Source organism: Actinomadura barringtoniae (assembly GCF_017573505.1).
Taxonomy (GTDB): Bacteria; Actinomycetota; Actinomycetes; order Streptosporangiales; family Streptosporangiaceae; genus Spirillospora; species Spirillospora barringtoniae.
In genome coordinates this window covers 96,556-120,551 of sequence record NZ_JAGEOJ010000005.1, presented here as the reverse complement: position 1 = coordinate 120,551, position 23,996 = coordinate 96,556, and the positions used below count along the sequence as shown (strand labels likewise).

Below are 23,996 nucleotides of genomic sequence, written 5' to 3'. Positions count from 1 at the left end.
GGAAGGAGTGCGGCTCAGAGGAAGGTGCGGCCTTCGCCCCGATACGTCGGGACCGTCCTGACCAGGCGGTCGCCCTCGATCAGGTGGAGGGATTCGAAGCGCTCGCACAGCTCGCCGGCCTTGGTGTGGCGGAACCAGACCCGGTCGCCGATCTCCAGCCGGTCCGCGGCGTGCCCGATCAGCGGGGTCTGCACCTCGCCCGCGCCCTCGTTCCCGTCGTACGACAGGCCGGTCGGCAGGTAGGGCTGCGGCAGCCGGACCGCGTCGGCCGGGCCGGAGGCCAGGTAGCCGCCGCCCAGGCAGGTGACCACGCCGGGGGCCGGGCGCCGTACGACCGGCAGCGCGAAGAGCGCGGCGGGCCGCCCGGAGAAGTTGGAGTAGTAGTCGAACAGGTGCGGCTGGTAGAGCCCGGACCCGGCGGCGACCTCGGTGACGGCCTTCTCGGCGACGGTCTTCTCGACGCTGCCGGTCCCGCCGCCGTTCACGAACTCCAGCTCGGTGAGCTCCCGCACGGACCGCACGATCGCGGCGCGGCGGCGGGCCAGCTCCATCCGGGAACGCTTCTGCATCTCGCGGATCGCGCGGCCCATGAGGGGCTTGCCGGGCGGGACGTCGCCGACGCCCGCGATCTGTCCCTCGTACGCCATCAGGCCGACCAGCTGCAGCCCGGGCCGCTTCAGCACCTGCTCGGCGAAGGCGCGCACCTCGCCGGGGGAGTGCAGCGGCGAGCGGCGCGGCCCGATCCGCACCTTCCCGCCCAGGGCGCGGTACGCCGCGTCGATGTCGACGCAGATCCGGATCGGGTGCCCGGACGCGTTCTGCTCGATCATGTCCAGGTGCTCGACGGAGTCGACCATCAGCGTGATCGTCCGTGCGGCGCGTTCGTCGGCGGCCAGCGCGGCCATGGCGGTCCGGTCGGCCGTCGGGTAGGCCACCAGGATGTCGTCGGAGACCTCGTTCTCGGCGAGCCACAGCGCCTCGGGCAGGGTGAACGCCATGATCCCGGCGAACCCGTCCATCGCCAGGACCTCGTCCAGGAGCGCCCGGCAGCGCACCGACTTGCTCGCGACCCGGATCGGCTTGCCGGCGGCCCGGCGCACGAGGTCGGCGGCGTTGGCGCGGAACGCCTCGAGATCGACGATCGCGAGGGGCGCCTCGAGGTCGGCGGTGGCGGCGTCGTAGCGCTCCCGGAGGTTCATACCTGCCAGGTTGCCACAGAATCGGTTAGATATGAAAGTTTTTCATATATAGCGTCTACGTGCGGGGATGATCGTCGAAGAAGCCCCAGAGCATCGTGCTCGCCCCCGGCGGCCACCGATGCGTTCCCCCTGCGATCTTGCAGAACGTCACCTCGGCGCCGCCCTTCCCCTTGCCGGTCGAGCTGCACTCGGTCCCGGCGGCCGCCTCCGCCTTGACCGGCTGCCGCAGCTCGGGCAGCTTCCCCGCCTTCCGCCAGAAGTTCACCGAGTAGGAGACCGGCGGGAACGGCTTGCCATTGTTGCCGTTCCCCCCTCCATTGAACGGGACTCCGCGATCGGCGGTTCCATGAAAGATCATGGCGGAAACCCCCCGCCCCGGGTCGCACCCCGTCACCAGGGCCCCCTCGACGACCCCGATCCCGGCCACCTTGTCGGGCTTCTCGCAGGCCAGCCGGTACGCCATGCCGGCCCCGTTGGAGAACCCGGTCACGAACACCCGCTTCGGATCGACCAGGCCGGACCCGGTCAGCTTGTCGATCATCTTGCTCAGGAACCCCACATCATCGATATGGGTCCACTGGGCGACCCCGCAGCACCCCCCGGCGTTCCAGGTCATCGCGACGCCGTCCGGGTAGGCGGCCAGGAACCCCTTGTCGTCCGACATCGAGTCGAAGCCCGTCAGCTTCTCCATCTGCCCCATGTTCGCCAGCCCGCCGTGCAGCGCGATCACCAGCGGCATCGCCTTGGCCGGCTTCCCGCCCCGCCACTTCCCGTCGGCCATCTTCGGCGGCACGTGCAGCAGGAACTCCCGATGCCCCACCGTCCCCACATCAAGCTTCTGCTTGTGGGTCCCCGCACTGGTAGGGATCCCGTCGACCGAGGCGGGCCGCTTGCCACTCGGCTGACCGCCACCGCCGCCGTTGTCCTTGGTCTTCCCCGTACACCCGGCCACCACCAGGGAGGCCGCCAGCAAGAGGAGCAGGATTCGCCGCATAGCCCGAACTTAACCGCCCGAACCAACCGCAAACTACTCGTTGGTAGCGAACCCTGGCCCCACCCCCGTCACCGACCGGTTACGCGAAGCATTCGTTGTAGGTGTAGCCGCCTACGGAGTTGCCCCACTTGCGGAAGAGGTCCTGGGGGATCTGGTCGCAGACGAGGCGGTTGCGCCAGGACTCGCCGACGACCTTCCAGTCGCCGTCGCGGCCGTCCTGGCGCCAGACCCAGTAGTCGCGGCCGGTCTGGCCCACGGCGTAGTAGGTGAAGTCCTTCGCGCCGTAGGCGACGCCGTAATAGACGTTCGCGGGAACGGCGATCTCGGTGGAGTGAACGTGTTCCTTGAGCGTGGTCCAGAGTCGGCTGCGGGTGGGCTCGGAAAGCTTAAGGACGTCTGAAGTTCCGGGGGCTCCTGCGGGATTTCCGTCGTAGGTGGGCGATCCCTGGCTCGGTGTTTGTGGCGAGTTGGAGTGCTTGCTCGGTGAGGTCTGGTTGTGGGTGTTGCCACTGGTGGACGGGGTCTGGTGGGTCGCGTTGCCGCTGCCGGCATTTTGGTTGTTGCCGCTTTGGGCTGCATTTCCACTGGCGTTGAACTGACACGCTGAAAGGCCAAGTGCGGCGAATCCGATAAGGCCGAAAGCGGCCGCCTTGCTGAGAGCTGCCCGTGCATTCTTCGTCGTGTTGTTCATGTGAATAGTTGATGCGGATGGAGATCACGGAGTTCGGCGATGATCGGAGTGTGGCCGGATCCTGCCACCGCCGAACTTTTCCGTGAGGGCGTGCGTCAGGCGGCGAAGACCTGGACGTGGTCGGGGGCCACCCGGACGCGGATCTCCTGGCCTTCTTCCAAGGTCGTCGCCTTGCGGGAGGGGACGTCGGCGAAGACGGTGGCGCCGTCGGCGGTGGCGTAGACGCGGGTGACGGCGCCGAGGAAGACCTTGACGTCGACGGTCGCGGGGAGGCCGGGGCCGTCGGCGGTGATCTCCACGTCCTCGGGGCGGAAGAGGCAGAGCGCTCGTTCGGCTGCGGGCGCTTCTACTTCGAAGGCGCCGCCCCAGGAGACGCGACCGTTCGAGGTGGGGAGTTCGAGGGTGTTGCGGTTGCCGACGAAGCCTGCGGTGAAGCGGGTGGACGGCGCGGCGTAGATCTCCGGGGGCGGGGCGCACTGCTCGATCCGGCCCGCGTTCATCACCGCGACGCGGTCTGAGATGGCCAGGGCCTCGGACTGGTCGTGCGTGACGAAGATCGTCGTGATGCCGACCTGGTGCTGGATGCGGCGTACCTCGTCGCGGAGGCGGGTGCGGACCTGGGCGTCGAGGGCGGAGAGGGGTTCGTCCAGGAGGAGGACCTCGGGGTCGGGCGCCAGGGCGCGGGCCAGGGCGACGCGTTGTTGCTGGCCGCCGGAGAGTTGGTTGGGGAGGCGGTCGCCGTAGGTGTCGAGGCCGACGAGGGTGAGGAGTTCGCTGACGCGGGTCGCGATCTCGGGCTTGGGAAGGCGGCGGACTGTGAGGGGGAACGCGATGTTGGCGGCGGCGGTGAGGTTGGGGAACAGGGCGTACGACTGGAAGACCATCCCGATCGGCCGCTTGCGCACGGGCATCCGGGTGACGTCGGCGCCGCCGATGGAGATCGTTCCGGCGTCGGTGCCGGCGAGCCCGGCGACGCAGCGGAGCAGGGTGGTCTTGCCGCAGCCGGACGGGCCGAGCAGCGCCAGCATCTCGCCCTTGGCGACGCTGACGTCGACCGCGTCGAGGGCGGTGTGGGAGCCGAACCGCTTGGTGACGCCGGTGAGGACGACGTGGGCCATCGTGCTTCAGCCTTTCTCGGTCGCGGGGGTGAGGGCCACGGTGCTCCGGCCCCGGCCGAGCCAGACGACGAAGGCCGAGAGGGCGAACAGCAGCCCGAACGTGAAGATCGTGATGACGGCGAGCGCGTTCGGGTCGTTGCCGGTGCGCGAGGTGAACTCGCGGGCCGACCAGAGCGGCAGCGTCTCGTAGCGGGTGCCGACCAGGATCTTGGCGAGCGCGAACTCGTTCATCGCGGTCGCGACCACCAGGAGCGAGCCGGAGACGATGCCGCCCTTGATCGCCGGGAGGATGACGCGGACGAGGGTGGTCATGGGGTGCGCGCCGCAGGTCGCGGCGGCCTCGCTGAGCCGGGCGGCGTCGGCGGCGAGCAGCGCGTTCTCCACCGCCCAGTACAGGAACGGGAACGCGATCGCGGCGGTGGCGGCGGCGAGCAGCCAGAACGTGCCGAAGAGTTCGGGGGCGGTGTCCTTCACGACGAGTTGGAGGCCCGCGCCGACGACCACCCACGGGATCGCGAACGGGATGACGGCCATGGTCTGCACGACCGTTCCGATGCGCGGGTTGCGGACGACCGCCCAGTACGCGGCGGGCACGACCAGGGCGAGATCGATGCCGAGCGAGGTCGCCGACAGGACGAACGAGCGGCCGAGCGCGCTGATGACGTCCGGCTGGGTGAAGACGTCCGCCCAGTGGCTGAACGTGTAGCCGCTGGGCAGCGCGGTGTCGCCCCACTTGGTGGCGACCGAGTAGAGGAACGCGGCCAGCAACGGGAGGAGGAAGTAGGCGGCCAGGAGCGCCAGGAAGATCTTCGAGCCGATGCGGCGCCTGCTCATCCGGGTCATCAGGGTCCGGGTCATCCGGGTCCGGGTCATCTACAACCACCTCGTCGCGCGGCGGATCGACAGCCGGTAGAGCAGCGTGGACAGCACGGCCAGCAGCATGAGCAGAACGGACAGGACCGCGGCCCGCTCCAGGCCGAAGACCGACGATTCGAGCGTCGCGCCGATCTGCAGGGTGATGAGCTTGACGCTGTTCGGCCCGGACGCCAGCGCGTACGTCACCGCGTAGATCCCGATCGTCCAGGTGAAGATGAGCAGCCAGCCCGCCACCACGAACGGCGACAGGATCGGCACGCCGATGCGCCGCCAGAACTGCGCGCGGCTCGCGTGGCAGACCTGCGCGGCCTCCCACCAGTCGTCCCGCAGCACGCTCATCGCGGGCAGCGTGAGCAGCACGAACATCGGCACGTTGAAGTAGAGGTAGGCGATGTTGATCCCGGTGAACGAGGCGGTCGACGGGAACGTCACGTTCAGCAGGTGGGTGAGCATCCCGGTGGTGCCGATCAGCGCGACGAAGCCGAACGCGAGCCCGATCCCGGCGAAGTTGGCGGCGACGTTCATCAGCGCCAGCCAGGTCGCCCGGCCCGCCAGCCGCATCCGCGAGATCAGCCACGCGGCGGGCGCGCCGAGCGCGGCGGCGAGCGTGGCCTGCAGGGCGCCGAGGGCGAGCGAGTTGCGGATCGCCTCGCGGTCGACCGGGTTGTCGATGACCTTCTGGACGTTGCCCAGGCCGTAGCCGCCCGAGCTCAGCGCGAACGTGTCGTGCACCAGCCGCAGCGCGGGCAGTACGAGCGTCGCCAGTGCGAAGACCAGCAGCGGCAGCGCGGGCAGCCACCCGGCGAGCGACCGGCCGACCCGGGTCGGCAGCGGAACGCGGCGTGACGCGGCCGATGGCCGAGCGGCGCCCTGGTCAGGGACGCCGTCGGCCACCGGCGGCGGGGACACGTGGGGTGTCAAGCCACGACCTTCGCTTCCCAGTCGCTCACGATCTTGGCGGGGTCGACCTTGGAGTAGGGGACCTCCTTGACGCCCGCGTAGGAGGACTCCGGCAGCCAGTTGGCCTTGGCGTCGGCCGGCAACCGCAGGTCGCCGTTCAGGAATCGGATCGGCCGCGCGCCGAACTTGGCGAACGAGATCTGCGCCTGGTCCGACAGCACGTAGTCCATGAACGCCTTGAGGAAGTCGCCCTTGGCGCCGTTGTACTTGTTGATCATCAGCCCGGACGGCGCCCAGATCGAGCCGTCGGACGGGACGATGACCTCGAGCTTGACGTTCTTCTTCGCCAGCTCGGCCTTCTGCGTGATCCCGTTGAAGTCGTAGTTGATCTGGATCGGGGCCTCGCCCTTCTCCAGCGTCTCCTCGCTCATCTTGGCGTCCGACAGGTTGCCCGCCTTCTTCAGCTTGGCGAAGTAGTCGAACGCGGGGCCGAGATTGTCGATCGACCCGCCGTTGCCGTACGCGGCGGCGACCACCATCGCCTGGCCGGTGCCCGAGGACGCGGGGCTCTTGGTCGCGATCAGGCCCTTGTACTCGGGCTTGAGGAGGTCGGCCCAGGACTTGGGTGGGTTCTTCACCTTGTCGACGTTCACCACGAACGCGGGCGTGCCGACGAACGTGGCGATCCAGCCGCCGTCCTTGGCCTTCTGCCAGTCCTTCAGCTTGCTCGCCGACGGCGGAAGATAGGGCGGCACGACGCCCTTGGCCTCGGCGACCGGGCCCCACATCAGGCCGATGTCGCTGGCGGTGCCGACCGGGTTCTTCTGCTCGGCGTCGAAGCGCTGGATCTCGTCGGCCGAGGACATGTCGGTGTCCTTGTGGGCGCACGTGCCGCCATGCTGGGCGCAGAACGCCTTGACGACCTCGCCGTAGTCGGCCCAGTCCGGCGCCAGCCCGTACGTCGGCAGGTCCTTCCCCTGCGCGGCGATCTTCGCGTCGTCCGGCGCGGCCTTCCAGTCGTAGTCGCTGCCGGACCCGCCGCAGCCCGCCAGGCCGATCAGGCCGATCAGCCCGGCCGCCGCGACCGCCAGGGCGGAGGCGAGCCCACGGGGAGTTCTCATGATGCGGACCCTTCTGGTTCGTCGATGTGCGGCCATGTCTAATCCGCGCATGTGGGCCCCGCCACGTGCATATGGCTATGGGGGCTATAGGCAGCGCCGATCGGCACCCTCTTGACCTGCGGAAATGAATATGCGGCAATCCGGGCGTAACCTTCGGGCCGCCAGGCCTTTACCTGTGGCTTCGCCTATAACCGCGCTCTATGGGGGCCATCGCCAAGAGGCCATTGTGGGGCCGTCCGGCGCGGGACAGGCTGGCCGCATGGCAGCAACCACCCATGGGCTCAATTTCATCGGGGGAGAATGGCGGCCGCCCGAGAGCGGGCGTACCCGGCCCAATATCAGCCCCGCCGATATCACCGACCGGATCGGCGACTTCGCCGAGTCGGGCGGCCCCGATGTCGACAACGCGGTGGACGCGGCCGCGGCGGCGTTTCCCGAATGGAAGGCGCTGGGCCCGATCCGTCGGGCGGAGTATCTGCGCACGGTGGAACGGCTCATCGAGAAGCGCGCCGAGGATTTCGCGGCGGCGATCTCGCGGGAGCAGGGCAAGCTCCTGAAGGAGGCGCGCGGCGAGGTCAAGCGCGCGCTGGCCATCATCGACTTCACGGCGGGGGAGGCGCGGCGCCTGAACGGGGTCACGACCCCGGCCGAGGAGCCGCGCACGCTCTCCTACACCTTCCGTGCGCCGCTCGGCGTGGTCGGGCTCATCACGCCATGGAACTTCCCGCTCGCGATCCCGATGTGGAAGGTGGCCCCGGCGCTGCTCGCCGGGTGCACGGCGGTGTTCAAGCCCTCGCCGTTCACCCCGCTCAGCGCGGCGCTGCTCACCGAGGCGTTCGCGGACGCGGGCCTGCCGCCGGGCGTGCTCAACCTCGTGCAGGGCGACATCGCGGCGGGTGAGGCGCTCGTCGGCAACCCGTCGGTCGCCGGGGTCAGCTTCACCGGCTCGCTGCCGGTCGGCGTGAAGATCCAGGAGGCCGGAGCGTCCCGGCTGCTGCGCACGCAGCTGGAGCTCGGCGGCAAGAACGCGGTGCTGGTCCTCGCGGACGCCGATCTCGACAAGGCGGTGAAGGCGACCGTCTTCGGCGCGTTCGGCCAGGCCGGGCAGCGTTGCAGCGCCACCTCGCGCGTCATCGTCGACGTCCGCGTGAAGGACGCGTTCCTCGCCAAGCTCGTCGCCGAGGTGTCCGCGCTGAAGCCCGGCACCGACATCTGCCCGGTCGTGAACGAGCAGCGCATGAACGCCTGCCTGAACGCGATCACCCACGCCCAGGAGGCCGGTGCCAAGGTCGCCGTCGGCGGCTCGCGCGCCACCGACGGCCTGCCCGACGGCTACTACGTTCAGCCGACCGTGCTGCGCGACGTGCCGTGGGACTCCGAGATCGCCCAGGAGGAGATCTTCGGCCCGGTCCTGTCGGTCATCGACTGCGACGGCTTCGACGACGCGATGCGCATCTCCAACTCGGTCCGCTACGGGATGTCCGGCACGATCTTCACGCAGGACCCGGCGACGATGTTCGAGGCCCTGGACCGCTTCGAGGCCGGGATGCTGCACGTCAACCGGCCCGGCGTCGGCGCGTACGCGCACCTGCCCCACATGGGCGCCAAGCTCAGCCAGTTCGGCCCGCCCGAGTGCTCCCCGCAGGTCTGGGACTTCTACACCGAATGGCGGTCCGCGTGCATCACGTACTGAGCATCACGGACGCCGTCCGCACGTATGTGAAGCAAGGCGCAATCATCGGCATGGGCGGCCAGAACATCAACCGCTGCCCGATGGCCCTGGTGAACGAGGTGGCACGGCAGCGCATCGGCGACCTCACCGTCGTCGGCTGCAACCTGTCGCTGCCGCTCGACATCCTCGTCGCCTGCGGCCTGGTGGCCAGGACCGAGCAGGGCTCGGGCAACCTGGAGCGCTACGGCACGCTGTTCGCCTGGCGACGCGCGGTCGAACGCGGCGAGATCGAGGTCCGCGACCACAGTCACCTGGCGATGGCCACCCGCTTCGCGGCCGCCGCCAACGGCGTTCCGTTCATGCCGACGCGCAGCCTGCTCGGCTCGGACCTCCTCACCGGCCTCGCCGAGGAGGGGGTCGCACGGCTGACCGAGGATCCGTGGAACGGCGACCCGGTCGTGTTGATGAAGGCGCTGAGCCCGGACGTCTCGCTCATCCACGCGCACCGCGCCGACCTGGCGGGCAACGTCGTCATCGAGGGTGTGACCAGCCACGAGGTCGACATGGTGCGCGCGTCCAAGGCGACGATCGTGTCGGTCGAGGAGATCGTTCCGACACTGTCCGAGCGCCCGGAGGAGGTCACCATCTCCGGCGCCTACGTGACGGCGGTCGTGGAGGCACCGCGCGGCGCGCACCCGACCGCGGTCTACCGGCGCTACGACTTCGCCGAGGACGAGATCAAGGCCTATCAGCGTCTCGCCCGCGCGGGCGGCGCGGAGTTCGCGGCCTGGCTGAACGACAACGTGCTGGGGGGTGACGCGTGACCCCGCTGCCCAGGGAGATTCTCGCGGTGGAGGGCGCACGGCAGATCGGCGACGGCGATGTGGTCATCGTCGGCACGGGCCTGCCGCTGCTCGCCGCCACGCTGGCCCAGCGCACGCACGCGCCGGGCGCCAAGCTGGTCATCGAGTCCGGCGTGGTGTTCCCCAAGGTGCTGCCCACGCCGATCTCGGTGGTCGACCCGAAGCTGATGAACGGCGCGTCCCGGCACGGGTCGCTGTTCGAGGCGCTCGGCGGGCTCGTGCAGCGCGGCATGGTGCACACCGGCTTCCTCGGCGGCGCGCAGATCGACCGGTACGCCAACATCAACTCGACGTGGGTGGCGGGCAAGCGCCTGCCGGGCAGCGGCGGCGCCAACGACATCGCCAGCCACTGCCGTACGGTCGTCGTCCTCACCGACCACGAGAAGCGGCGCTTCCCCGAGGCGTGCGACCACGTCACCAGCCCCGGGTTCCTGACCGGCCCCGGCGCCCGCGCCGCCGCCGGCCTCCCGCCGCTGGCCGTCAAGGTCATCACCGACCTGTGCGTGATGGAGGCGGCCGACTCCGCCCTCACCGTCACCGCGCTCATGCCCGGCGCCTCGCTGGAGGACGTACGGGCCGGCACCGGCTTCGCCGTCGAGGCGGCCGGGAACCTCACCACGGTCGAGCCGCCCACCGCCGAGGAGCTGACGCTCCTGCGCGAGGTGCTCGACCCCGATCGTGTGTACTTCCCCGAAAGGATCGACCAGTGAAGAAGCCGTTCGCCTGGGAGACGGGCATCGCCTGGAAGAACAAGGACCGGATCGTCGTCCGCGGCTATGACGTGAACGCGCTGACCGGCAACATCTCCTTCGCCGAGCACTTCCACCTGGTGCTGCGCGGCGAGCTGCCGACGCCCGAGGCCGGCCGGATGACCGACGCGATCATGGTGAACATGGCCGAGCACGCCATGTCCCCGTCGTCGGCCACCGTCCGGTTCGCCACGTCCGGCGGCGCCGACCTGAACGCGGCCGTCGCGGCCGGCGTCGCGGGCATCGGTCGGCTGCACGGCACCGCCGACCGGCCCGCCGAGATGTTCCTGGGCGTCGCCGAACGGGCTGAACGCGACGGCCTGCCGGACGCCGAGGCCGCCGCCAAGGTCGTTCGCGAGATGCGGGAACGGCGCGAGCGGATGCCCGGGTTCCACCACGCGCAGCACATCCGCGACCCGCGCACCGTCCGCCTGCTCGGCCTGTCCGACGAGCTGGGCGTCACGGGCCGGTACGTGACGATCGCGCGGGCGATGGAGGACGCGACCGAGGAGGTCTTCGGCCGCCGGATCTGGCTGAACGGCCCGGGCTCGATGGGCTGCGTCGGCCTGGACATGGGCTACGAGCCGCTGCAGCTGAAGGCCATGTTCATCGTGTGCCGTTCGCTGTCCCTGTGCGCCCACTCGATCGAGGAGGTCACCCGCGAGAAGGGGTGGCGGGCCTCCGACAACTCCGACATGGTGCAGCCGTTGTCGCTGGAGATGCAGGGGCCCGACCACTACGACGGCCCCGCCGACCGGACCCTGTAGGCGCGCACTCTGTAAGCGCAGGCAGCCCCCACCGCGAGCAGCGCGGCGATCGACGCGGTCACGCGGAGGAGGCCGTCGGCCGAGGTGGGGGCGGCGAAGTAGACGCTGCCGAGCCCGGCGACGCAGATGACGCCCGCCAGCAGCGGGCCGGTGGAGTTGAGCCCCGACAACGCGGACGCCAGGCTCGCGTCCACCAGCGTGGTGAGGCGGGCGATCAGCGGGCTGTATCCGGCCGCGTGTCCCGCTCCCGCCATATAGAGGAGCGGAATCGAGGCCGCCACGGGCCACTGGTGCTTGGCCAGTAGGACGAGTCCGGTCGCGCATGCGGCGAAGGCGATCGGGCCTGCGACGGGCAGAACGTTCTGCAGGCGCAGGGGGTAGCGGGTCCAGCTGAGGCTGAGCGAGCCGAATCCCAGCGCGTACGGAACGAAGGCAAGCCCGGCCTCCAGCGGAGAGAAGCCGAGCGCCGATTGCAGGTGCAGGGTCAGCGTGAGTAGGAAGACCGTGTAGCAGCCCATGACTATCCAGCACGCGGCAAGGCCCGGCTTTACGCCGCGAGGCCGAAGCGCCGCCAGGTTAAGGAGAGCGGCCTCGCCCTTGTGTCTCTCGTACGCGACGAACGCCACCAGCAGCACGGCACCGCATGCCAGTGAGACCCAAACCCACACCGGCCAGCCGTAGTCCCTGCCGAAGATGAGCGGGCCTACCAGCGCACCCATCGCTCCCGTCAGCAGACCCACTCCGCCGAGGTCGAGCCGCGCGCTGGCCCGTTCACCCTCGACCAGCGTCCGCGAGCCGACCACCAGCAGCACCACGCCGATGGGCAGGTTGATGAGGAACGCCGGGCGCCAGCTCACGGTCGTGATGAGGCCGCCGAGGATCTGGCCGAGCGCCACACCGAGCGACAACACCATGCTGTAGAGGCCGATCGCCCTCCTGCGCGCGGCGCCGTCCCAGTGCAACTGGATGAGCGAGAAGACCTGCGGCATCAACAGGGCGGCCCCGACGGCCTGGGCCACCCGTGCCAGGACCAGGGACGTCGCGTTCGGTGCCAGCCCGCACACCAGCGAGGCCGCCGTGAACCAGCCGAGCCCGATCAGGAACGCGCGCCGATGCCCGATGATGTCGCCGAGCCGCGCGCACGTGACCAGCAGCAGCCCGGTCGTCAGCAGGTACCCCGACACCACGAGCTGGACCGCCGTCCCGCCCGCGCCGAGGTCCTCCCGGATCGTCTGCGCCGCCACCGACACGATCGAGCCGTCCATCGACGCCATCGCCTGCCCGGTGAGCAGCACCGCCAGCATCGGCCCCTGCCGGACGGCCCTCGCGCCGCCCGGACGAGTCTGAGTGATCATGCGTCGAGCATCCGCCGCCCGGGGTGACCTGGTCTTGAAGAAATATGCGGACTGTCGGAGGCGGCGCGTAGTGTCCGTTCCGTGCTGACCTCGCAGGCCGTGGTGACGAGCCCGCACTACACGATCAGCCGGGTCGCGTGCGCGGACGACCACACCGGCTGGTCCGAGCCCGAGGTGTCGAACGCGGTCCAGATCGTCCTGGTCCGCCGCGGCCGCTTCCGCCTGGACGCGCAGGGCCGCACGGTCATGGTCGATCCCACCACCGGCTACCTGCACGGCCCAGGCACCGAGGAACGCTTCGCCCACCCGGCGGGCGGCGACGTCTGCACCGCCATCACGTTCACCGGCGACGTCCTGACCGCCGAGCCCTGGCTCCGCGCCGCCATCGACGCAGCCTCACCCAGCGTCCGCGTGGACGCCCGCCTGGAGCTGGCCCACCGCCTCCTCCTCAAGCAGACCGCCCCGCCGAGCCGCAAGCCCGCTCCCGCGCCCGCCGCCTGCACAGGTGGCGCCGAGCCCGGGGCGGATGCCGGCTGCGCGCGGGGTGCCGGCTCCGTGGGCACCGATGAGGTTGGGAGTCTCGATGAGGGGCTGTTGGGGTTGTTGACGCTGGCGGTGCGGTCGGGGGTGGGGGCGCGAGTGCCGGGGCCGGGGCGGGTTGAGCTGGCGGAACGGGCGCGGGAGGCGATCGTGGCGGGGGAGGGAGCTGACCTGGTGGGGCTGGCGGGGCTGCTCGGGACCACGCCGTCGCATCTGAGCCGGACGTTCCGGCATCACGTGGGCATGACCGTGAGCCGCTACCGCAACCGGGTGCGGGTAAGCCGGGCGCTGGCGGCGATGGAGGGCGGCGAACGCGATCTGGCGGGGCTGGCCGTGGGGTTGGGGTTCAGCGATCAGGCGCACCTCAGCCGGGTGATGCGGGACGAGCTGGGGTCCACGCCTGGGGTGGTGCGGGGCCTGTTGAAATCTGGAACGGAATGATTCGTTCTGCTATGATAGGAACAGAACGTTCCGTTCAGTGGACCCGGACGAGCTGCTGACGATCGCCTCGCTGTTCTGGTTCACCAACACCTCGGCGTCCTCGGCCCGGTTCTACTTCGAGAACCGCGACTGGTTCGCCACCCACCAGGGCGAGAGCGTGAACGCCCGGACCTCGGTCCCGATCGGGCTGGCCTCGTTCGCCTACGACTTCAAGGCCATCCGCAGGTTCGCCGAGCGCGACCACGGCAACATCGTTCACTGGAACGACTACGACCGCGGCGGCCACTGGGCCGCGCACGACGCCAGTGACCTGCTGATCGGCGACATCCGGGAGTTCTTCGGCAAGCTCGCCTGACGCCCCCCGGTCAGGGCATCGGTCCGCGTGCGCAGACCGGTGCCCTTACTCAGGGTTATTTGACCAGTTCATGGCATACTGTCTCGGCTTGTTCGTTCTGGAATCGAGGCGGCACGGTGGAGCTCAGGGACATCGAGATCTTCCTGACGTTGGCGGAGGAACTGCACTTCGGCAGGACCGCCGAGCGGCTCCACGTCACGCCCGCGCGCGTCAGCAAGGCGATCAAGAAGCAGGAACGCGCCCTTGGCGTGGAGCTGTTCGAGCGCAGCAGCCGCCAGGTGAACCTCACCGAGGCCGGGCGGCGGCTGGCCGACGAGCTCGCCCCCGCCGTACGGCAGATCCGGGAGGCGCTCGCCGGGGCGGCCGCGAGCGGGCACGGGCTGACCGGGGTGCTGCGGGTCGGCTGGGCGGCCGCGTGGACCGCGAAGCTGGTCCTGAAGGCGGGCGACCGGCTCAAGGAGCGCCATCCCGGGTGCGAGATCGAGCTGTACGAGGTGCCGCTGCACGACCGCTTCGGCGGGCTCCGCGCGCACGACCTGGACGTCCAGATCACCGAGCTCCCCGCCTACGAACCCGACATCGCCGTCAGCCCGGTCATCTTCCGAGAGCCCCGCGCGCTGCTCGTCCCCGCCGACCATCCCTTCGCGGGGCGCGAGTTCGTGACCCTTGAGGACTACGGGGACGCCTCCTTGATCACGATCACCGGGCCGCCCGCGTACTTCCTCGACCACCACATTCCGCACTACACGCCCTCGGGCCGCCGCATCCCGCGAGGGCCTGCGACGGTCGCCTGGCAGGAGGTGCTTTCGCTGGTCGGGGCGGGCAAGGGGGTCTGCCCGACGGCGGTACGGGCGGGCGAGTTCTATGGACGTTCCGACGTGGTGTTCGTCCCCGTCCGCGACGCGCCCACCATCGACTGGGCCCTGCAGTGGCTGCACGACGGCGAGACCCTCATGATCCGCGACTTCGTCGAGGCCCTCATGAAGGAGGCCGCCGACCCCGTCTGGAGGTCAGCGATCCCCGGCTGACGCCGTCGTGGTCTCGATGCCGGTGAGGATGAGGTCGATCCCGGCGAGGAACTGCTCGCGGTCGTCGTGCTCGCGCAGATCCGTTCCGGCCTTGTGCAGGGACGGGTATCTGGCCGGGTCGAGGTCCGCCCATCGCGCGGCGACGCCCGCGAGGAACGTCGAACGGTCCGTCTTGCTGCCGGCGAGCGCACGGGCGTTGGCGGCGTTCTGCCCGGCGACGCCGAGGATGTAGTGCACCAGTACGCCGGCCGAGTCGGACATCGCCCGTTCGGGCACGCCGAGCGCCTGTAGGTGCCGGCTGACGCTCTCGTAGATGTCCAGCACCGCCGGCCGCCACGGCTCGCGAGTGAGCTGCGCGCCGACCCACGGATGCGCGTCGATCGCGTCGAACAGGCCGAGCGCCAGGCCGCGCAACCCCTGCCGGGGCTCGGGGGCGGGGCCGGTCACGATGCGGCCGATGACGTCGTCGGTGGCCGCCGCGAGCAGGTCGTTCCGGTCGGCGACGTGGTGATAGATCGCCCCGTAACCCGTGGACAGGCGCACGGTCAGCGCCTTCAAGGTCAGGGCGTCCTCGCCCTCGGCGTCGAGGATCTCGGTGGCGGCCTTGACGATCACGTCCTTGGACAGCGCCTGCGTACGCCGGGGTGCCATGATCCCCATTCTGCCACGTTTGGATTGCCACTCCAAACGTGTGTTAGCTTGATTGGAGTGGCAATCCAAAGTCGACTCGGAGGAGCGCATGACCACACCGATCACCGTCGTCGGGGCCGGACTCGGCGGTCTCGTCCTGGCCCGCGTCCTGCACGTGAACGGCATCCCGGTCACGGTCTATGAGGCGGAGGACTCGGCCGCCGCGCGCACCCAGGGCGGGCTGCTCGACGTCCATCCCTGGAACGGTCAGCAGGCACTCGCCGCAGCCGGGCTGATCGAGGAGTTCCGCAAGCTCGTCCTCCCCGGCCGCGAGTCCTATCGGGTGCTGGACCAGACGGGGAACGTCCTGCTCGACCTGCCCGACGACGGCACGGGCGAGCGCCCCGAGGTGTCACGCGGCGAACTGCGGCAGCTCTTGCTGGACTCGCTTCCCGACGGCGTCGTGCAGTGGGGCCACAAGGTCACCGGCGTGCGGCCCCTCACCGACGGCCGCCACGAGCTGCGCTTCACCGACGGCGCCACCGTCCTCACGAACGTCCTGATCGGGGCGGACGGCGCGTGGTCGCGGGTCCGTCCGCTGCTGTCGGACGCTTCCCCGCGGTACGTGGGCTTCACGTCCGTCGAGTACTTCGTGTTCGATGCGGACACCCGTCATCCCGCCACGGCGAAGGCGGTCGGCGCCGGGGCGTTGTTCGCGCTCGCGCCGGGCAAGGGCCTTCTGGCCCACCGGGAACGAGGCGGCACGCTGCACGCCTACGTGCAACTCAAGGTGCCCGAGGACTGGTTCGTCGACGACGAGTCCGTCTCGGCGCAGGTCCTTGCGGAGTTCGACGGTTGGGCGCCCGAGCTCACCGCGCTGATCTCCGACAGCGACACCGCGCCGATCGTACGCCCGCTCCACACGCTCCCGGCCGATCACCGCTGGGCTCGGGCGCCCGGAGTCACCCTGCTCGGCGACGCCGCCCACCTCGCGCCCCCGAACGGCGAAGGCGCCAACACGGCCATGCAGGACGGAGCCGGGCTGGGCCAGGCCATCGCCGCGCACCCCAACGGCATCGAGGCCGCGCTAGCCGCCTATGAGCAGGCCATGTTCGCGCGCAATGCCGAAGCAGACGACGAGGACGTCTACGACCTCATGCTCGGCGACGACGCGCCCCACAGCTGGGTCGCCATGATGAACGGGAACTAGTCGCCGAGGTAGAGGCAGAACGGATGCCCGGCCGGATCGAGGAGGACGCGCACGTCGTCCTGCGGCTGGGTGTCCGCGAGCATCGCGCCCATGGAGACGGCGTCCTCGACGGCCTCGTCCAGGTCGTCGACCTCGATGTCGAGGTGCATCATCATCTGCTGCTCGCCCTTGGTCGGCGGCCACACCGGCCGCTCGTACTCCGGCGAACTCTGGAACGCGATGTAGGCGACGCCATCGGGCGGTGAGACGGCGACCCATCCGGGCTCGTCCTTCTCGATGGTCCACCCGAGCATGCGCACGTAGAAATCAGCGAGCTCACGAGCGTCGGGCGCCTCCAGCACCGCGCCCCAGTACCGAGCAAGCGATCGTCCTCGCACCTAACCGACCCTAGCCCAGACGACCTTCCCGCCAAGGACATCCGGCATAGAACCCCACTCATCGGCCAAAGCCTCCACGAGCATCAGCCCGCGCCCGCCCTCGTCGAGTTCCTCGGGCGCCCCGACCCTCGGCTCGCCGGGTCCCGGATCCCACACCTGAACGTTCAGCTTCCGCTCCCGGTCCACGTACACCAGGAGAACGACGTCCTCCCCGTGCCGGATCGCGTTGCCCAGCAGCTCGGCCGTGATGAGTGTGGCGTCGTCGGTCAGCGGCTCCAGGCCGCACTCCTCCAGCATCGCCCGGACCAATTCACGTCCGGTCGGCACGGCGGCCGCGGTGGCCTTAAGTGCCAGGGCGTAATGCGGAGTAGTGCAAGCGCACATCGGTCTTCCCATCGCGTTCGGTGATGATTGCGCTGCTAAGCGTGCACCTGTGCGATTACTCTCTGGAGGCGAACGACCGCCACATTCGCGATGTAGCGACGGAGGGCAACCATGAGCGACGAACCGATCGACCCGTTCAAGAGCCTGGCGTCGTTTCTCGCCTACGAACTGAGGCATTCACGCGAGGACGCGGGCCTCTCCCAGGACGCCCTCGCCGGAGACCTGTTCACCACGCGCGCCAGCGTCAGCGCGTACGAGAACGAAACCCGCCGCCCCGGCAAGGACTACGTGGTCTCCGCCGACAAGCGCCTCGGCACACGCCATCGCCTGGAAATCATCCGGCACCACGCACACCGCGAACACGACTCCGGCTGGCTCAAGAGTTACTTGCGCTACGAGGCGGGGGCAGACTCGCTCAAGTTGTACGAGGCACAGGTCGTTCATGCACTTCTCCAGACAGAGCGGTATGCGCGGGCCCTGCTGTCATTGGCGGAGGACCTCAGCGATCTGGACGGCGATGTGGCCGAACGTCTGTCCCGGCAATCGATTCTGACGAGGACTGACCCGCCGCCACCCTACGTGTGGTTGCTCTTGGACGAGGCGGTCTTGCTGCGCAGGGTCGGCGGGGCCGAGGTGATGCGTGAGCAACTCGAGCACTTGCTTGAGATGAGTCAGCATCCTCGTGTGTGCATCCAGGTAGTTCCGTTCTTGGCAGGCGAGTACAAGGGGTTGAACGGCCCGTTGGCGCTCATCGGTCAGGAGGATCGCCAGGTCGCCTATACCGAGGCCCACTTGGGAGGTCGGCTACTGGAGGATGGGAAGGAGGTCCGGAGGCTGGGCATAAATTATGATCGAGCCCGCGCAAAGGCGCTGTCTGACAGTGATACGCGGGTCCTGATCAACCGGGCGATGGAGGCTCTGCTTTGACCCACGAGTGGCGGAAGAGTAGCCGCAGCGCTACCGATAATGACAAGTCCTGTGTGGAGTTGGCCGGGGTGTCCGGTGGCGTCGCCGTACGGGACAGCAAGGCGCCGGAGGATGGCTACATCGCGTTTGTAGCGGCCGACTGGCGGCGTTTCATTGACCAGGTGAAGGCGGACCGCTACGGTTGATGGCGTCCATCGCTTCCTTCACCGTCGTGATCTCGGGAAGCGTCACGAGCCACCACGTGGCGCCGGCCTCGCGGAACGGCTCCGGATCATCGCCCGGACGGCCGCCCACCGCGACCTCGTAGTGCTCCAGGCAGCCCCGCTGCCGTTCGATCTCGGCGAGCATGGCGCGCAGCCCGTCCGGCGTGGTCTCCGGGCATAGTCCGTCGAAGCGCGCCGCCCGGCGCAGCGGACCGGGCTTCACCGACTGCGCGGCCACCCAGATCGGAATGCGAACGGGTCCAGACACAAAGCGCAGCCCGTCCACCCGATAGTGCGGCCCATCGTGCGTGACCGTCTCCCCAGACCACAGCTGACCGAGCAGCTCCAGGCTCTCGTCCAGCATCTCGGCGCGGGTGCGGGCGTCAGTCTCCTCGCCCAGCTTGGAGAGCTCGCCGCCGTTATCTCCACCAAGCCCGACCCCCAGCACGAACCGCCCTCCGCTCAGCCGATCCAGGGCGATCGCCTGCCGGGCCACGTCATGGGGCCTGCGCCGGGACAGCGGGGTGATCCGCGTCCCGATGGTCACGCGTTCCGTGCGTTCGGCAATGGCGGCGAGGGCGATCCACGGATCGCAGACCTCCAGCCCGGCATGCTTGGGCCGCACGACGTGATCCCACAGGAACACGCCCTCGAACCCGGCCTCCTCCGCCTGAACGGCAAGCTCCCCAAGAACACCCGGGTCGGCGAGTTCGCCGAACGGCGGCAGGTACAACGCGTGACGCATCGTTCGATGCGATCACACGAGGCCGCCGTCCGCCCGGCGACACCCCGGTCAGCCGCCCAGCTGCGTCATGCGAATGTGGTTGCCGAACGGGTCGCGCAGCGCCGCGTCGATCCCGTACGGCCGCTCGGTCGGCTCCTCGGTGAACTCGACCCCGCGCTCCTTCAGCTCTTCATACGTCTTGCGGCAGTCGCTCACGCCGAAGACCAGCGTCCCGCCCGTCGCACCCTTGGTGACCAGCTCCCGCACCTGCGCGGCGGTCTCCTCCGACATCGCCGGCGGCCCCGGCTTCTCCAGCAGGATGTGCCGTTCCGGATCAGATGGAACGGCCACGGTCAGCCAGCGCATGAAGCCCATGTCGACGTCGGCGGTGACCTCCAGCCCGAGCTTGCCCACATAGAACGCGAGGGCCTCGTCCTGGTCGAGAACGTAGATCTGCGAATGCGTGATGGAGTTGAACATGCACGTCACGCTACTGAGCACACCCGCGGAAGACTTATCCAAAACCGCTCGGTCGCGACCACGCCCTGGAGAAACAGCCCGGCACCGCCACGGCCACCGCTTCCTTCCGATACTCCCGCGGCGACCGCCCCACGATGTCGCGGAACGTCCTGCTGAACGTCCCCGGACTCACGAAGCCCACATCGAAGCTGATCTCGGTGACGCTCCGCCCGGTCTCCCGCAACAGGTACATCGCCCGTTCGATCCGCCGCCGCTGCAGATACCTGTGCGGCGTCTCGCCGAAGGTCGCGCGGAACGTCCGGTTGAAGTGCGACTCCGACACATGCGCGATCCGCGCCAGCGCCGGCACGTCCAGCGGCTGCGCATAGTCGCGGTCCATCGCGTCCCGCGCCCGCAACATCCGCCGGTTGGACTCCTCAACAGCCCGACTCACACCCCCATCCCACCACGCCCCTACGACACCCGCTCCTTGCGCGAGCTCTCATACTCGATCGCCGCCGCGAGCAGGACACGCATGGGAACGGCGATGTCCTCGCCGGTCACGGCGGCCTCGATCACCTGCCGCATATAGGCGGTCGGCCGCATGCCGTGCTGAGCCGCGCGCTCCCGGACCAGGTCCATGATCGGCTTGGGTAGCCGCAGGGAGGTGCCGATCACGACCTGGTCAGCCTGCTGGTCACCGGGGACGGCGACCAGAAACTCACCCTCCCCGAACTGATCAACTTCTGTGTGCTGCTGCTGGTGGCGGGCAACGAGACCACGACCAACCTGATCTCCAACGCCATGCTCGCCATGTTCGACCGCCCCGACCTCTGGCGGCAGGTCACCGCCGACCCCACGCTGGCGGCGGCCGTCGTGGAAGAGACGCTGCGCTACGACGGCACCGGACAGGGCCTGCTCCGCATCACCACCACCGACGTCACCCTCAGCGGCGTGACGATCCCGGCCCGGGCCAAGGTCCTGCCGCTGATCGCGTCAGCCAACCGCGACCCCGGGTACTGGACCGACGCCGACGAGTTCCGCCTGGACCGCCCGAACGCCAAGGACCACATCGCCTTCGGCACGGGCATCCACTTCTGCATCGGCCACATGCTCGCCCGCATCGAAAGCCGGGTGGCCATCGAAGCCCTGGCCCGCCGCCTACCCGACCTGGCGCCCGCCGGAGAACCCACCCGGATCAACAGCCCGGTCCTGCGAGGCCTCCGTTCACAACCCGTGCACACAAAGCCCACCGCACGCGCCGCCCACGCCATATAACGGTCGGCATGCCCTCGACGCGGCGTGCCGTTCTCATTGATCTGGGCGGAGTGCTCTATCGCGACGAGATCAAGGTGGTGGCGGCCGAGTGGGCCGAGCGTCTGGCGATCACGCCGCGGTCGTTCCTGGACGCCGTGTACGGCGGCAGCGACGACACGATCCTCATCGGGCGGATGGGCGAGGAGGCGTGGTGGGAGATCGTGCGGGGGCGGCTGCGGCTTGACGCGGGGCAGCTGGGGGAACTGCGGCGGGACGTGATTCGGGGGCGGTGGGACGAGGGGCTGGTTTCGTGCGTGCGGGGGCTCGAACGGGTGTGCGTTGTCAGCAATGCCTGGCCGCCTGTGCGGGAGTGGATGGGGGCGGCCGGGGTGCTCGATGTCGGGGCAGAGGTCGTTCTGTCGTGCGAGGTGGGGTGCGCGAAGCCAGACCCGCGCATCTTCGAGATCGCGCTCGAACGAGTCGGGGCCGGGCCTGGCGACGCCTTGTTCATCGACGACACGGCCGGTCACGTCGCAGCGGCGGAGGGGCTGGGGATGACCGGGCACGTGCATGCGAACGGGCCCGGGACCGTGGAACGGATCGGGCGGTTTCCGGGGGCTTAGCTCTTCGAAGGCCACGTGGATGCTTGCGACTTTTCCGGAGATGGTGTCAACCGATCCGCCTGACGAGTGTCTCAAAAGCGTGATTGTGAACCGGGGGGCTGAGCCTGCCGTGGTGCCGACCATGGCGGAGCTGTTCGCTGCGCACTATGCGGGGCTGGTCCGGCTGGCGGGGCTCCTCGGGGCCGATGATCCTGAGGATCTGGCTCAGGAGGCCTTCGCGCGGCTGCACCGGCGGCGGGGAATGCTCAAGGATCCGCACAAGGCACTGCCCTACCTGCGATCGACCGTCTGCAACCTGGCCAGGAACCGGTTCCGGCACCTGCGGATCGCCCGGCTGAACGCGCCGCCGCCGCCCGATCATCACATGGCCGCCGAGGAGTCGGCGATCCGGGGCGAGAGCCGCCGCGAGCTGTGGGAGGCGCTGGGCACCCTGGCCGTACGCCAGCGCGAGGCCCTGGTGCTCCGCTACTGGCTGGACCTGTCGGTCCAGGAGATCGCCGCCGCCATGGGCGTCAGCACCGGAACCGTCAAGGTGCACACCAGCCGTGGGCTGGACGCGCTCAATCGCATCCTGAAGGAGAGGCAGCCGTGAACGATCTCGAAGAGCAGCTCACCGACATGCTGCAGGCGCAGAGCGGCACGTTCGGCGTCAGCGACGATGCCTGGGAGCGGGCCGAGGCCCGGATGAACCGCCGTACACCGGCCTGGCGGCCCCTCGCCGCAGGGGCCGCCATCGCCGCCGCGTGTGCCGCCGTGCCGCTGACGTTGTCGGCCACCGGTCCGAACGCGCCGCCGCCGCCGAACGTGTCGGTGTCGGGGCCGGTGTCGGGATCGGCTCCTCGGCCCGCTCCGTCGCAACGACCTACGCCGACACGTTCATCCGTCACCCTGTCAGCTTCGTCGGCGGCCAAGCAGCTCCAGGCATTCCTTGACAGTTGGCGCAGAAACGGCCTGGTCGTCGCAAGCCGTACCTATCTCGTCGAGGACGAGCAAGTCACCGATAAGGGCGACGCGCTCGTGCTCGCTAAGGGCCGCGTCATCAAAGTGACGAGTTCCTCGCGATCAGCCGACGGCCTTGCCCTGGACGTGGAGATCGATCTCACCTTCCGCGGCGCCACCGGAGCTTGGGGCAATGGCGTGAACACACGCTTCGTCACGTTCACGCCGAGGGAGGGCACGGTGCCGTTCGTCATGAGCATCGCCACCGGCCCGTAACACCCGTTCGGGACCGGAGCCGGACAGGACCTAGTGGTGGCCTTTCCTGCCCAGGGTCGTGACGGGGGTGGCGCCGGGGCGGGACCACTGGGGGACCGGGCGGCTGGTGTCGCCCCAGACGGCGTTGCCGTCGGCGTCCGTACGCCAGTACCAGCACTGGTGGTTGCCCTCGGGCCAGTCGTCGGGAGTGTCCTGCCACGACTCGCCGCGGCCGTAGGGCGTCATGTCGAGCAGGGCGAAGGTGCCGCTGAACGCCTCGTTCCCCCGGCCGGTGGTGGAGTAGGTGAGGAACACGCGGTCGCCGTCGCGCAGGTAGCAGGTGATGTAGCCCATGTCGCCGCCTGCGGGGCCGGTCACGTCGCGCACCGAGTACCAGGGCTGGGTGTAGCCCATGAACTCGACGAACGGCGCGACCTCGTCCCATGGGCCGGTGGTGACGATGGCGAACGCGACGCCTCGGGCGCGCAGGTAGACGGCGTCGCGCAGGTGCCACGCGGCGTTGGTGCAGCCCTCGCACTGGCCCTGGTGCGGCGCGCCGTCATGCCACATGTGCTTGTAGACCACGAGCTCGTCGCGGCCCTGGAACAGGTCGATGAACGGGACCGGGCCGTCGGGGCCGACGACCTCGACCGTTCCGTCGAACTCGACCATCGGGAGCCGGCGGCGGGCGGCGGCGATCGCGTCGCCCTCGCGAGTGTGGGCCTTCTCGCGGAGCAGGAGCTCGTCGCGGGCCTTCTGCCAGGCGGCCTGGTCGACGATGGGCGGGCGGCCATTGGTCATGGTGTCCTCCGTGATGTCGGGCAACGTCACCAGAGAGGACTCGCGGCTCGGCCGAAACTCATCGGTCTCGAGCCCACGATCTGTGGCCGCGGCTCGCAGCCGCAGCCACAGATCGCTATGTGAGGCCTTTTAGTTCCATTCGGCGAGCTCGGTATAGTCGTTCCAGATATAGCCCTTGACGCCGGTGCAGCAGTCCGAGTGCCACCACAGGTTTCCGGCGCTGTTGACGCAGCGCTTGTCGATACGGAACAGCTGCTTGTACTTCCATGTGGCGATGACGCTCGATGATCCCGAATAGCTGCTGTGCACCTTGGCGTTCGCGACGATGACGCGCCTGACGTGCGGCGTCCAGTTCGTGCACGCGGCCTTGAGTGCAGGGCCCTGCTCGCTCGCGGACGCGCTCGGAATGGTCATCACGGCTGGCGCCACGACCACTGTGATAGCCGCGGCGGCCATGGACAGGACGCGATTGCCCGTCATTCGCATTCGGGCTCCTTTCGGGGGGAGGTCTTGCGTGAGATGATCATCGGTCGACCAA

31 protein-coding genes are annotated in these 23,996 nt (G+C 69.4%); 14 read left to right on the top strand and 17 right to left on the bottom strand.

The genetic code is table 11. The features are described from left to right. Positions 1-14 precede the first annotated feature (14 nt). From J4573_RS13330 to J4573_RS13300, 7 genes are all read right to left on the bottom strand, one after another. Entirely contained in the window at positions 15-1,199 is a 1,185-nt protein-coding gene (locus J4573_RS13330) for an amino acid deaminase/aldolase (protein ID WP_208255744.1), read from the bottom strand. 55 nt (positions 1,200-1,254) lie between these two features. Further along, positions 1,255-2,193: a CE1 family esterase gene (locus tag J4573_RS13325; protein ID WP_208255743.1), complete on the bottom strand. Its 939-nt coding sequence runs from the start codon at positions 2,191-2,193 to the stop codon at positions 1,255-1,257. Between the two features lie 79 nt (positions 2,194-2,272). Continuing rightward, positions 2,273-2,884 carry a hypothetical protein gene (locus J4573_RS13320; protein ID WP_208255742.1) on the bottom strand — a complete coding sequence of 204 codons (612 nt, stop codon included), beginning with the start codon at positions 2,882-2,884 and terminating at the stop codon, positions 2,273-2,275. Positions 2,885-2,979: 95 nt separating this feature from the next. Then, positions 2,980-4,002, bottom strand: a complete 1,023-nt coding sequence (locus tag J4573_RS56665; RefSeq protein ID WP_208255741.1) for an ABC transporter ATP-binding protein — start codon at positions 4,000-4,002, stop codon at positions 2,980-2,982. A gap of 6 nt (positions 4,003-4,008) precedes the next feature. After that, positions 4,009-4,875 carry an ABC transporter permease gene (locus J4573_RS13310; RefSeq protein ID WP_208255740.1) on the bottom strand — a complete coding sequence of 289 codons (867 nt, stop codon included), beginning with the start codon at positions 4,873-4,875 and terminating at the stop codon, positions 4,009-4,011. Then, positions 4,876-5,799 (bottom strand): ABC transporter permease subunit, encoded by a 924-nt coding sequence (locus J4573_RS13305; RefSeq protein WP_208255739.1) that lies wholly within the window; start codon positions 5,797-5,799, stop codon positions 4,876-4,878. Beyond that, on the bottom strand, positions 5,796-6,899 hold the full coding sequence (locus J4573_RS13300) for an extracellular solute-binding protein (protein WP_208255738.1): 1,104 nt from the start codon (positions 6,897-6,899) through the stop codon (positions 5,796-5,798). Before J4573_RS13300 ends, J4573_RS13305 begins: the two co-directional genes overlap by 4 nt. 259 nt (positions 6,900-7,158) lie before the next feature. Here J4573_RS13300 and J4573_RS13295 point away from each other — a divergent pair, with 259 nt between their 5' ends. From J4573_RS13295 to J4573_RS13280, 4 genes are read left to right on the top strand one after another with little or no spacing between them, the layout of a single operon-like run. Next, positions 7,159-8,592: an aldehyde dehydrogenase family protein gene (locus tag J4573_RS13295; RefSeq protein WP_208255737.1), complete on the top strand. Its 1,434-nt coding sequence runs from the start codon at positions 7,159-7,161 to the stop codon at positions 8,590-8,592. Continuing rightward, a complete protein-coding gene (locus J4573_RS13290) occupies positions 8,577-9,395 on the top strand; it encodes a CoA transferase subunit A (protein ID WP_208255736.1) in 819 nt (272 codons plus the stop codon). Before J4573_RS13295 ends, J4573_RS13290 begins: the two co-directional genes overlap by 16 nt. Beyond that, on the top strand, positions 9,392-10,144 hold the full coding sequence (locus J4573_RS13285) for a CoA-transferase subunit beta (protein ID WP_208255735.1): 753 nt from the start codon (positions 9,392-9,394) through the stop codon (positions 10,142-10,144). Before J4573_RS13290 ends, J4573_RS13285 begins: the two co-directional genes overlap by 4 nt. Further along, positions 10,141-10,950, top strand: a complete 810-nt coding sequence (locus J4573_RS13280; RefSeq protein WP_208255734.1) for a citrate/2-methylcitrate synthase — start codon at positions 10,141-10,143, stop codon at positions 10,948-10,950. The genes J4573_RS13285 and J4573_RS13280 overlap by 4 nt, the downstream gene beginning before the upstream one ends. On the opposite strand, the gene J4573_RS13275 is transcribed toward J4573_RS13280, so the two are convergent. Continuing rightward, positions 10,920-12,305: an MFS transporter gene (locus J4573_RS13275; RefSeq protein ID WP_208255733.1), complete on the bottom strand. Its 1,386-nt coding sequence runs from the start codon at positions 12,303-12,305 to the stop codon at positions 10,920-10,922. The two genes, J4573_RS13280 and J4573_RS13275, sit on opposite strands and share 31 nt — an antisense overlap. An 81-nt stretch (positions 12,306-12,386) precedes the next feature. Here J4573_RS13275 and J4573_RS13270 point away from each other — a divergent pair, with 81 nt between their 5' ends. The 3 genes from J4573_RS13270 (at position 12,387) to J4573_RS13260 (ending at position 14,669) form a co-directional block, all read left to right on the top strand. After that, positions 12,387-13,286: a helix-turn-helix domain-containing protein gene (locus J4573_RS13270; RefSeq protein ID WP_208255732.1), complete on the top strand. Its 900-nt coding sequence runs from the start codon at positions 12,387-12,389 to the stop codon at positions 13,284-13,286. Between the two features lie 37 nt (positions 13,287-13,323). Next, a complete protein-coding gene (locus tag J4573_RS13265; RefSeq protein ID WP_208255731.1) occupies positions 13,324-13,641 on the top strand; it encodes a hypothetical protein in 318 nt (105 codons plus the stop codon). Between the two features lie 116 nt (positions 13,642-13,757). Then, positions 13,758-14,669, top strand: a complete 912-nt coding sequence (locus J4573_RS13260; protein ID WP_208255730.1) for a LysR family transcriptional regulator — start codon at positions 13,758-13,760, stop codon at positions 14,667-14,669. On the opposite strand, the gene J4573_RS13255 is transcribed toward J4573_RS13260, so the two are convergent. After that, positions 14,652-15,320 carry a TetR/AcrR family transcriptional regulator gene (locus J4573_RS13255; RefSeq protein ID WP_243772947.1) on the bottom strand — a complete coding sequence of 223 codons (669 nt, stop codon included), beginning with the start codon at positions 15,318-15,320 and terminating at the stop codon, positions 14,652-14,654. The two genes, J4573_RS13260 and J4573_RS13255, sit on opposite strands and share 18 nt — an antisense overlap. A gap of 88 nt (positions 15,321-15,408) precedes the next feature. Between J4573_RS13255 and J4573_RS13250 the strand changes: the two genes are divergently transcribed. Next, positions 15,409-16,509 carry an FAD-dependent oxidoreductase gene (locus J4573_RS13250; protein WP_208255728.1) on the top strand — a complete coding sequence of 367 codons (1,101 nt, stop codon included), beginning with the start codon at positions 15,409-15,411 and terminating at the stop codon, positions 16,507-16,509. Here J4573_RS13250 and J4573_RS13245 read toward each other — a convergent pair. Then, the gene (locus J4573_RS13245; protein WP_208255727.1) at positions 16,506-16,886 is read right to left on the bottom strand and encodes a VOC family protein; all 381 of its coding nucleotides are present in this window, start codon (positions 16,884-16,886) and stop codon (positions 16,506-16,508) included. The two genes, J4573_RS13250 and J4573_RS13245, sit on opposite strands and share 4 nt — an antisense overlap. After that, positions 16,887-17,270: an ATP-binding protein gene (locus tag J4573_RS13240; RefSeq protein ID WP_279575457.1), complete on the bottom strand. Its 384-nt coding sequence runs from the start codon at positions 17,268-17,270 to the stop codon at positions 16,887-16,889. Between the two features lie 111 nt (positions 17,271-17,381). Between J4573_RS13240 and J4573_RS13235 the strand changes: the two genes are divergently transcribed. Both J4573_RS13235 and J4573_RS13230 read left to right on the top strand, forming a co-directional pair. Further along, the gene (locus tag J4573_RS13235) at positions 17,382-18,197 is read left to right on the top strand and encodes a helix-turn-helix domain-containing protein (protein WP_208255725.1); all 816 of its coding nucleotides are present in this window, start codon (positions 17,382-17,384) and stop codon (positions 18,195-18,197) included. Positions 18,198-18,250: 53 nt separating this feature from the next. Continuing rightward, entirely contained in the window at positions 18,251-18,382 is a 132-nt protein-coding gene (locus J4573_RS13230; RefSeq protein WP_307796647.1) for a DUF397 domain-containing protein, read from the top strand. On the opposite strand, the gene J4573_RS13225 is transcribed toward J4573_RS13230, so the two are convergent. The 4 genes from J4573_RS13225 to J4573_RS13210 are packed head-to-tail and all read right to left on the bottom strand — an operon-like array spanning position 18,348 to position 20,261. Next, a complete protein-coding gene (locus tag J4573_RS13225; RefSeq protein ID WP_208255723.1) occupies positions 18,348-19,145 on the bottom strand; it encodes an LLM class flavin-dependent oxidoreductase in 798 nt (265 codons plus the stop codon). The genes J4573_RS13230 and J4573_RS13225 overlap by 35 nt on opposite strands. A 48-nt stretch (positions 19,146-19,193) precedes the next feature. Then, entirely contained in the window at positions 19,194-19,604 is a 411-nt protein-coding gene (locus J4573_RS13220; protein WP_208255722.1) for a VOC family protein, read from the bottom strand. Between the two features lie 34 nt (positions 19,605-19,638). Beyond that, on the bottom strand, positions 19,639-20,037 hold the full coding sequence (locus J4573_RS13215) for a helix-turn-helix domain-containing protein (RefSeq protein WP_307796612.1): 399 nt from the start codon (positions 20,035-20,037) through the stop codon (positions 19,639-19,641). 20 nt (positions 20,038-20,057) lie between these two features. Then, complete coding sequence (locus J4573_RS13210) at positions 20,058-20,261, bottom strand: hypothetical protein (RefSeq protein WP_208255721.1); 204 nt, start codon at positions 20,259-20,261, stop codon at positions 20,058-20,060. 3 nt (positions 20,262-20,264) lie between these two features. Here J4573_RS13210 and J4573_RS13205 point away from each other — a divergent pair, with 3 nt between their 5' ends. From J4573_RS13205 to J4573_RS13190, 4 genes are all read left to right on the top strand, one after another. Further along, positions 20,265-20,861, top strand: a complete 597-nt coding sequence (locus J4573_RS13205; protein WP_307796646.1) for a cytochrome P450 — start codon at positions 20,265-20,267, stop codon at positions 20,859-20,861. 8 nt (positions 20,862-20,869) lie between these two features. Then, on the top strand, positions 20,870-21,463 hold the full coding sequence (locus J4573_RS13200; RefSeq protein ID WP_208255719.1) for an HAD-IA family hydrolase: 594 nt from the start codon (positions 20,870-20,872) through the stop codon (positions 21,461-21,463). A 121-nt stretch (positions 21,464-21,584) separates the two neighbouring features. Beyond that, positions 21,585-22,055: a SigE family RNA polymerase sigma factor gene (locus tag J4573_RS13195; protein WP_243772990.1), complete on the top strand. Its 471-nt coding sequence runs from the start codon at positions 21,585-21,587 to the stop codon at positions 22,053-22,055. Next, complete coding sequence (locus J4573_RS13190) at positions 22,052-22,678, top strand: hypothetical protein (protein WP_208255717.1); 627 nt, start codon at positions 22,052-22,054, stop codon at positions 22,676-22,678. Before J4573_RS13195 ends, J4573_RS13190 begins: the two co-directional genes overlap by 4 nt. Positions 22,679-22,708: 30 nt before the next feature. Here the strand turns inward: J4573_RS13190 and J4573_RS13185 are convergent, their stop codons facing one another. Together J4573_RS13185 and J4573_RS13180 are read right to left on the bottom strand one after the other, a co-directional pair. Next, positions 22,709-23,458, bottom strand: coding sequence for a DUF899 domain-containing protein (locus J4573_RS13185; protein WP_208255716.1), 750 nt, complete (start codon positions 23,456-23,458; stop codon positions 22,709-22,711). Positions 23,459-23,587: 129 nt separating this feature from the next. Continuing rightward, positions 23,588-23,944: a hypothetical protein gene (locus J4573_RS13180; RefSeq protein ID WP_208255715.1), complete on the bottom strand. Its 357-nt coding sequence runs from the start codon at positions 23,942-23,944 to the stop codon at positions 23,588-23,590. Positions 23,945-23,996 lie beyond the last annotated feature (52 nt).

Excerpts from the sequence above, each read along its gene's own strand:
- J4573_RS13310 (WP_208255740.1), bottom strand. The coding sequence starts at position 4,875 with ATGACCCGGACCCGGATGACCCGGACCCTGATGACCCGGATGAGCAGG.
- J4573_RS13330 (WP_208255744.1), bottom strand. The coding sequence starts at position 1,199 with ATGAACCTCCGGGAGCGCTACGACGCCGCCACCGCCGACCTCGAGGCG.
- J4573_RS56665 (WP_208255741.1), bottom strand. The coding sequence starts at position 4,002 with ATGGCCCACGTCGTCCTCACCGGCGTCACCAAGCGGTTCGGCTCCCAC.
- J4573_RS13320 (WP_208255742.1), bottom strand. The coding sequence starts at position 2,884 with ATGAACAACACGACGAAGAATGCACGGGCAGCTCTCAGCAAGGCGGCC.
- J4573_RS13300 (WP_208255738.1), bottom strand. The coding sequence starts at position 6,899 with ATGAGAACTCCCCGTGGGCTCGCCTCCGCCCTGGCGGTCGCGGCGGCC.
- J4573_RS13295 (WP_208255737.1), top strand. The coding sequence starts at position 7,159 with ATGGCAGCAACCACCCATGGGCTCAATTTCATCGGGGGAGAATGGCGG.
- J4573_RS13195 (WP_243772990.1), top strand. The coding sequence starts at position 21,585 with ATGGCGGAGCTGTTCGCTGCGCACTATGCGGGGCTGGTCCGGCTGGCG.
- J4573_RS13235 (WP_208255725.1), top strand. The coding sequence starts at position 17,382 with ATGAGCGACGAACCGATCGACCCGTTCAAGAGCCTGGCGTCGTTTCTC.
- J4573_RS13255 (WP_243772947.1), bottom strand. The coding sequence starts at position 15,320 with ATGGCACCCCGGCGTACGCAGGCGCTGTCCAAGGACGTGATCGTCAAG.
- J4573_RS13200 (WP_208255719.1), top strand. The coding sequence starts at position 20,870 with ATGCCCTCGACGCGGCGTGCCGTTCTCATTGATCTGGGCGGAGTGCTC.
- J4573_RS13325 (WP_208255743.1), bottom strand. The coding sequence starts at position 2,193 with ATGCGGCGAATCCTGCTCCTCTTGCTGGCGGCCTCCCTGGTGGTGGCC.
- J4573_RS13220 (WP_208255722.1), bottom strand. The coding sequence starts at position 19,604 with ATGTTCAACTCCATCACGCATTCGCAGATCTACGTTCTCGACCAGGAC.
- J4573_RS13250 (WP_208255728.1), top strand. The coding sequence starts at position 15,409 with ATGACCACACCGATCACCGTCGTCGGGGCCGGACTCGGCGGTCTCGTC.
- J4573_RS13275 (WP_208255733.1), bottom strand. The coding sequence starts at position 12,305 with ATGATCACTCAGACTCGTCCGGGCGGCGCGAGGGCCGTCCGGCAGGGG.
- J4573_RS13225 (WP_208255723.1), bottom strand. The coding sequence starts at position 19,145 with ATGCGTCACGCGTTGTACCTGCCGCCGTTCGGCGAACTCGCCGACCCG.
- J4573_RS13240 (WP_279575457.1), bottom strand. The coding sequence starts at position 17,270 with ATGTGCGCTTGCACTACTCCGCATTACGCCCTGGCACTTAAGGCCACC.
- J4573_RS13180 (WP_208255715.1), bottom strand. The coding sequence starts at position 23,944 with ATGCGAATGACGGGCAATCGCGTCCTGTCCATGGCCGCCGCGGCTATC.
- J4573_RS13185 (WP_208255716.1), bottom strand. The coding sequence starts at position 23,458 with ATGACCAATGGCCGCCCGCCCATCGTCGACCAGGCCGCCTGGCAGAAG.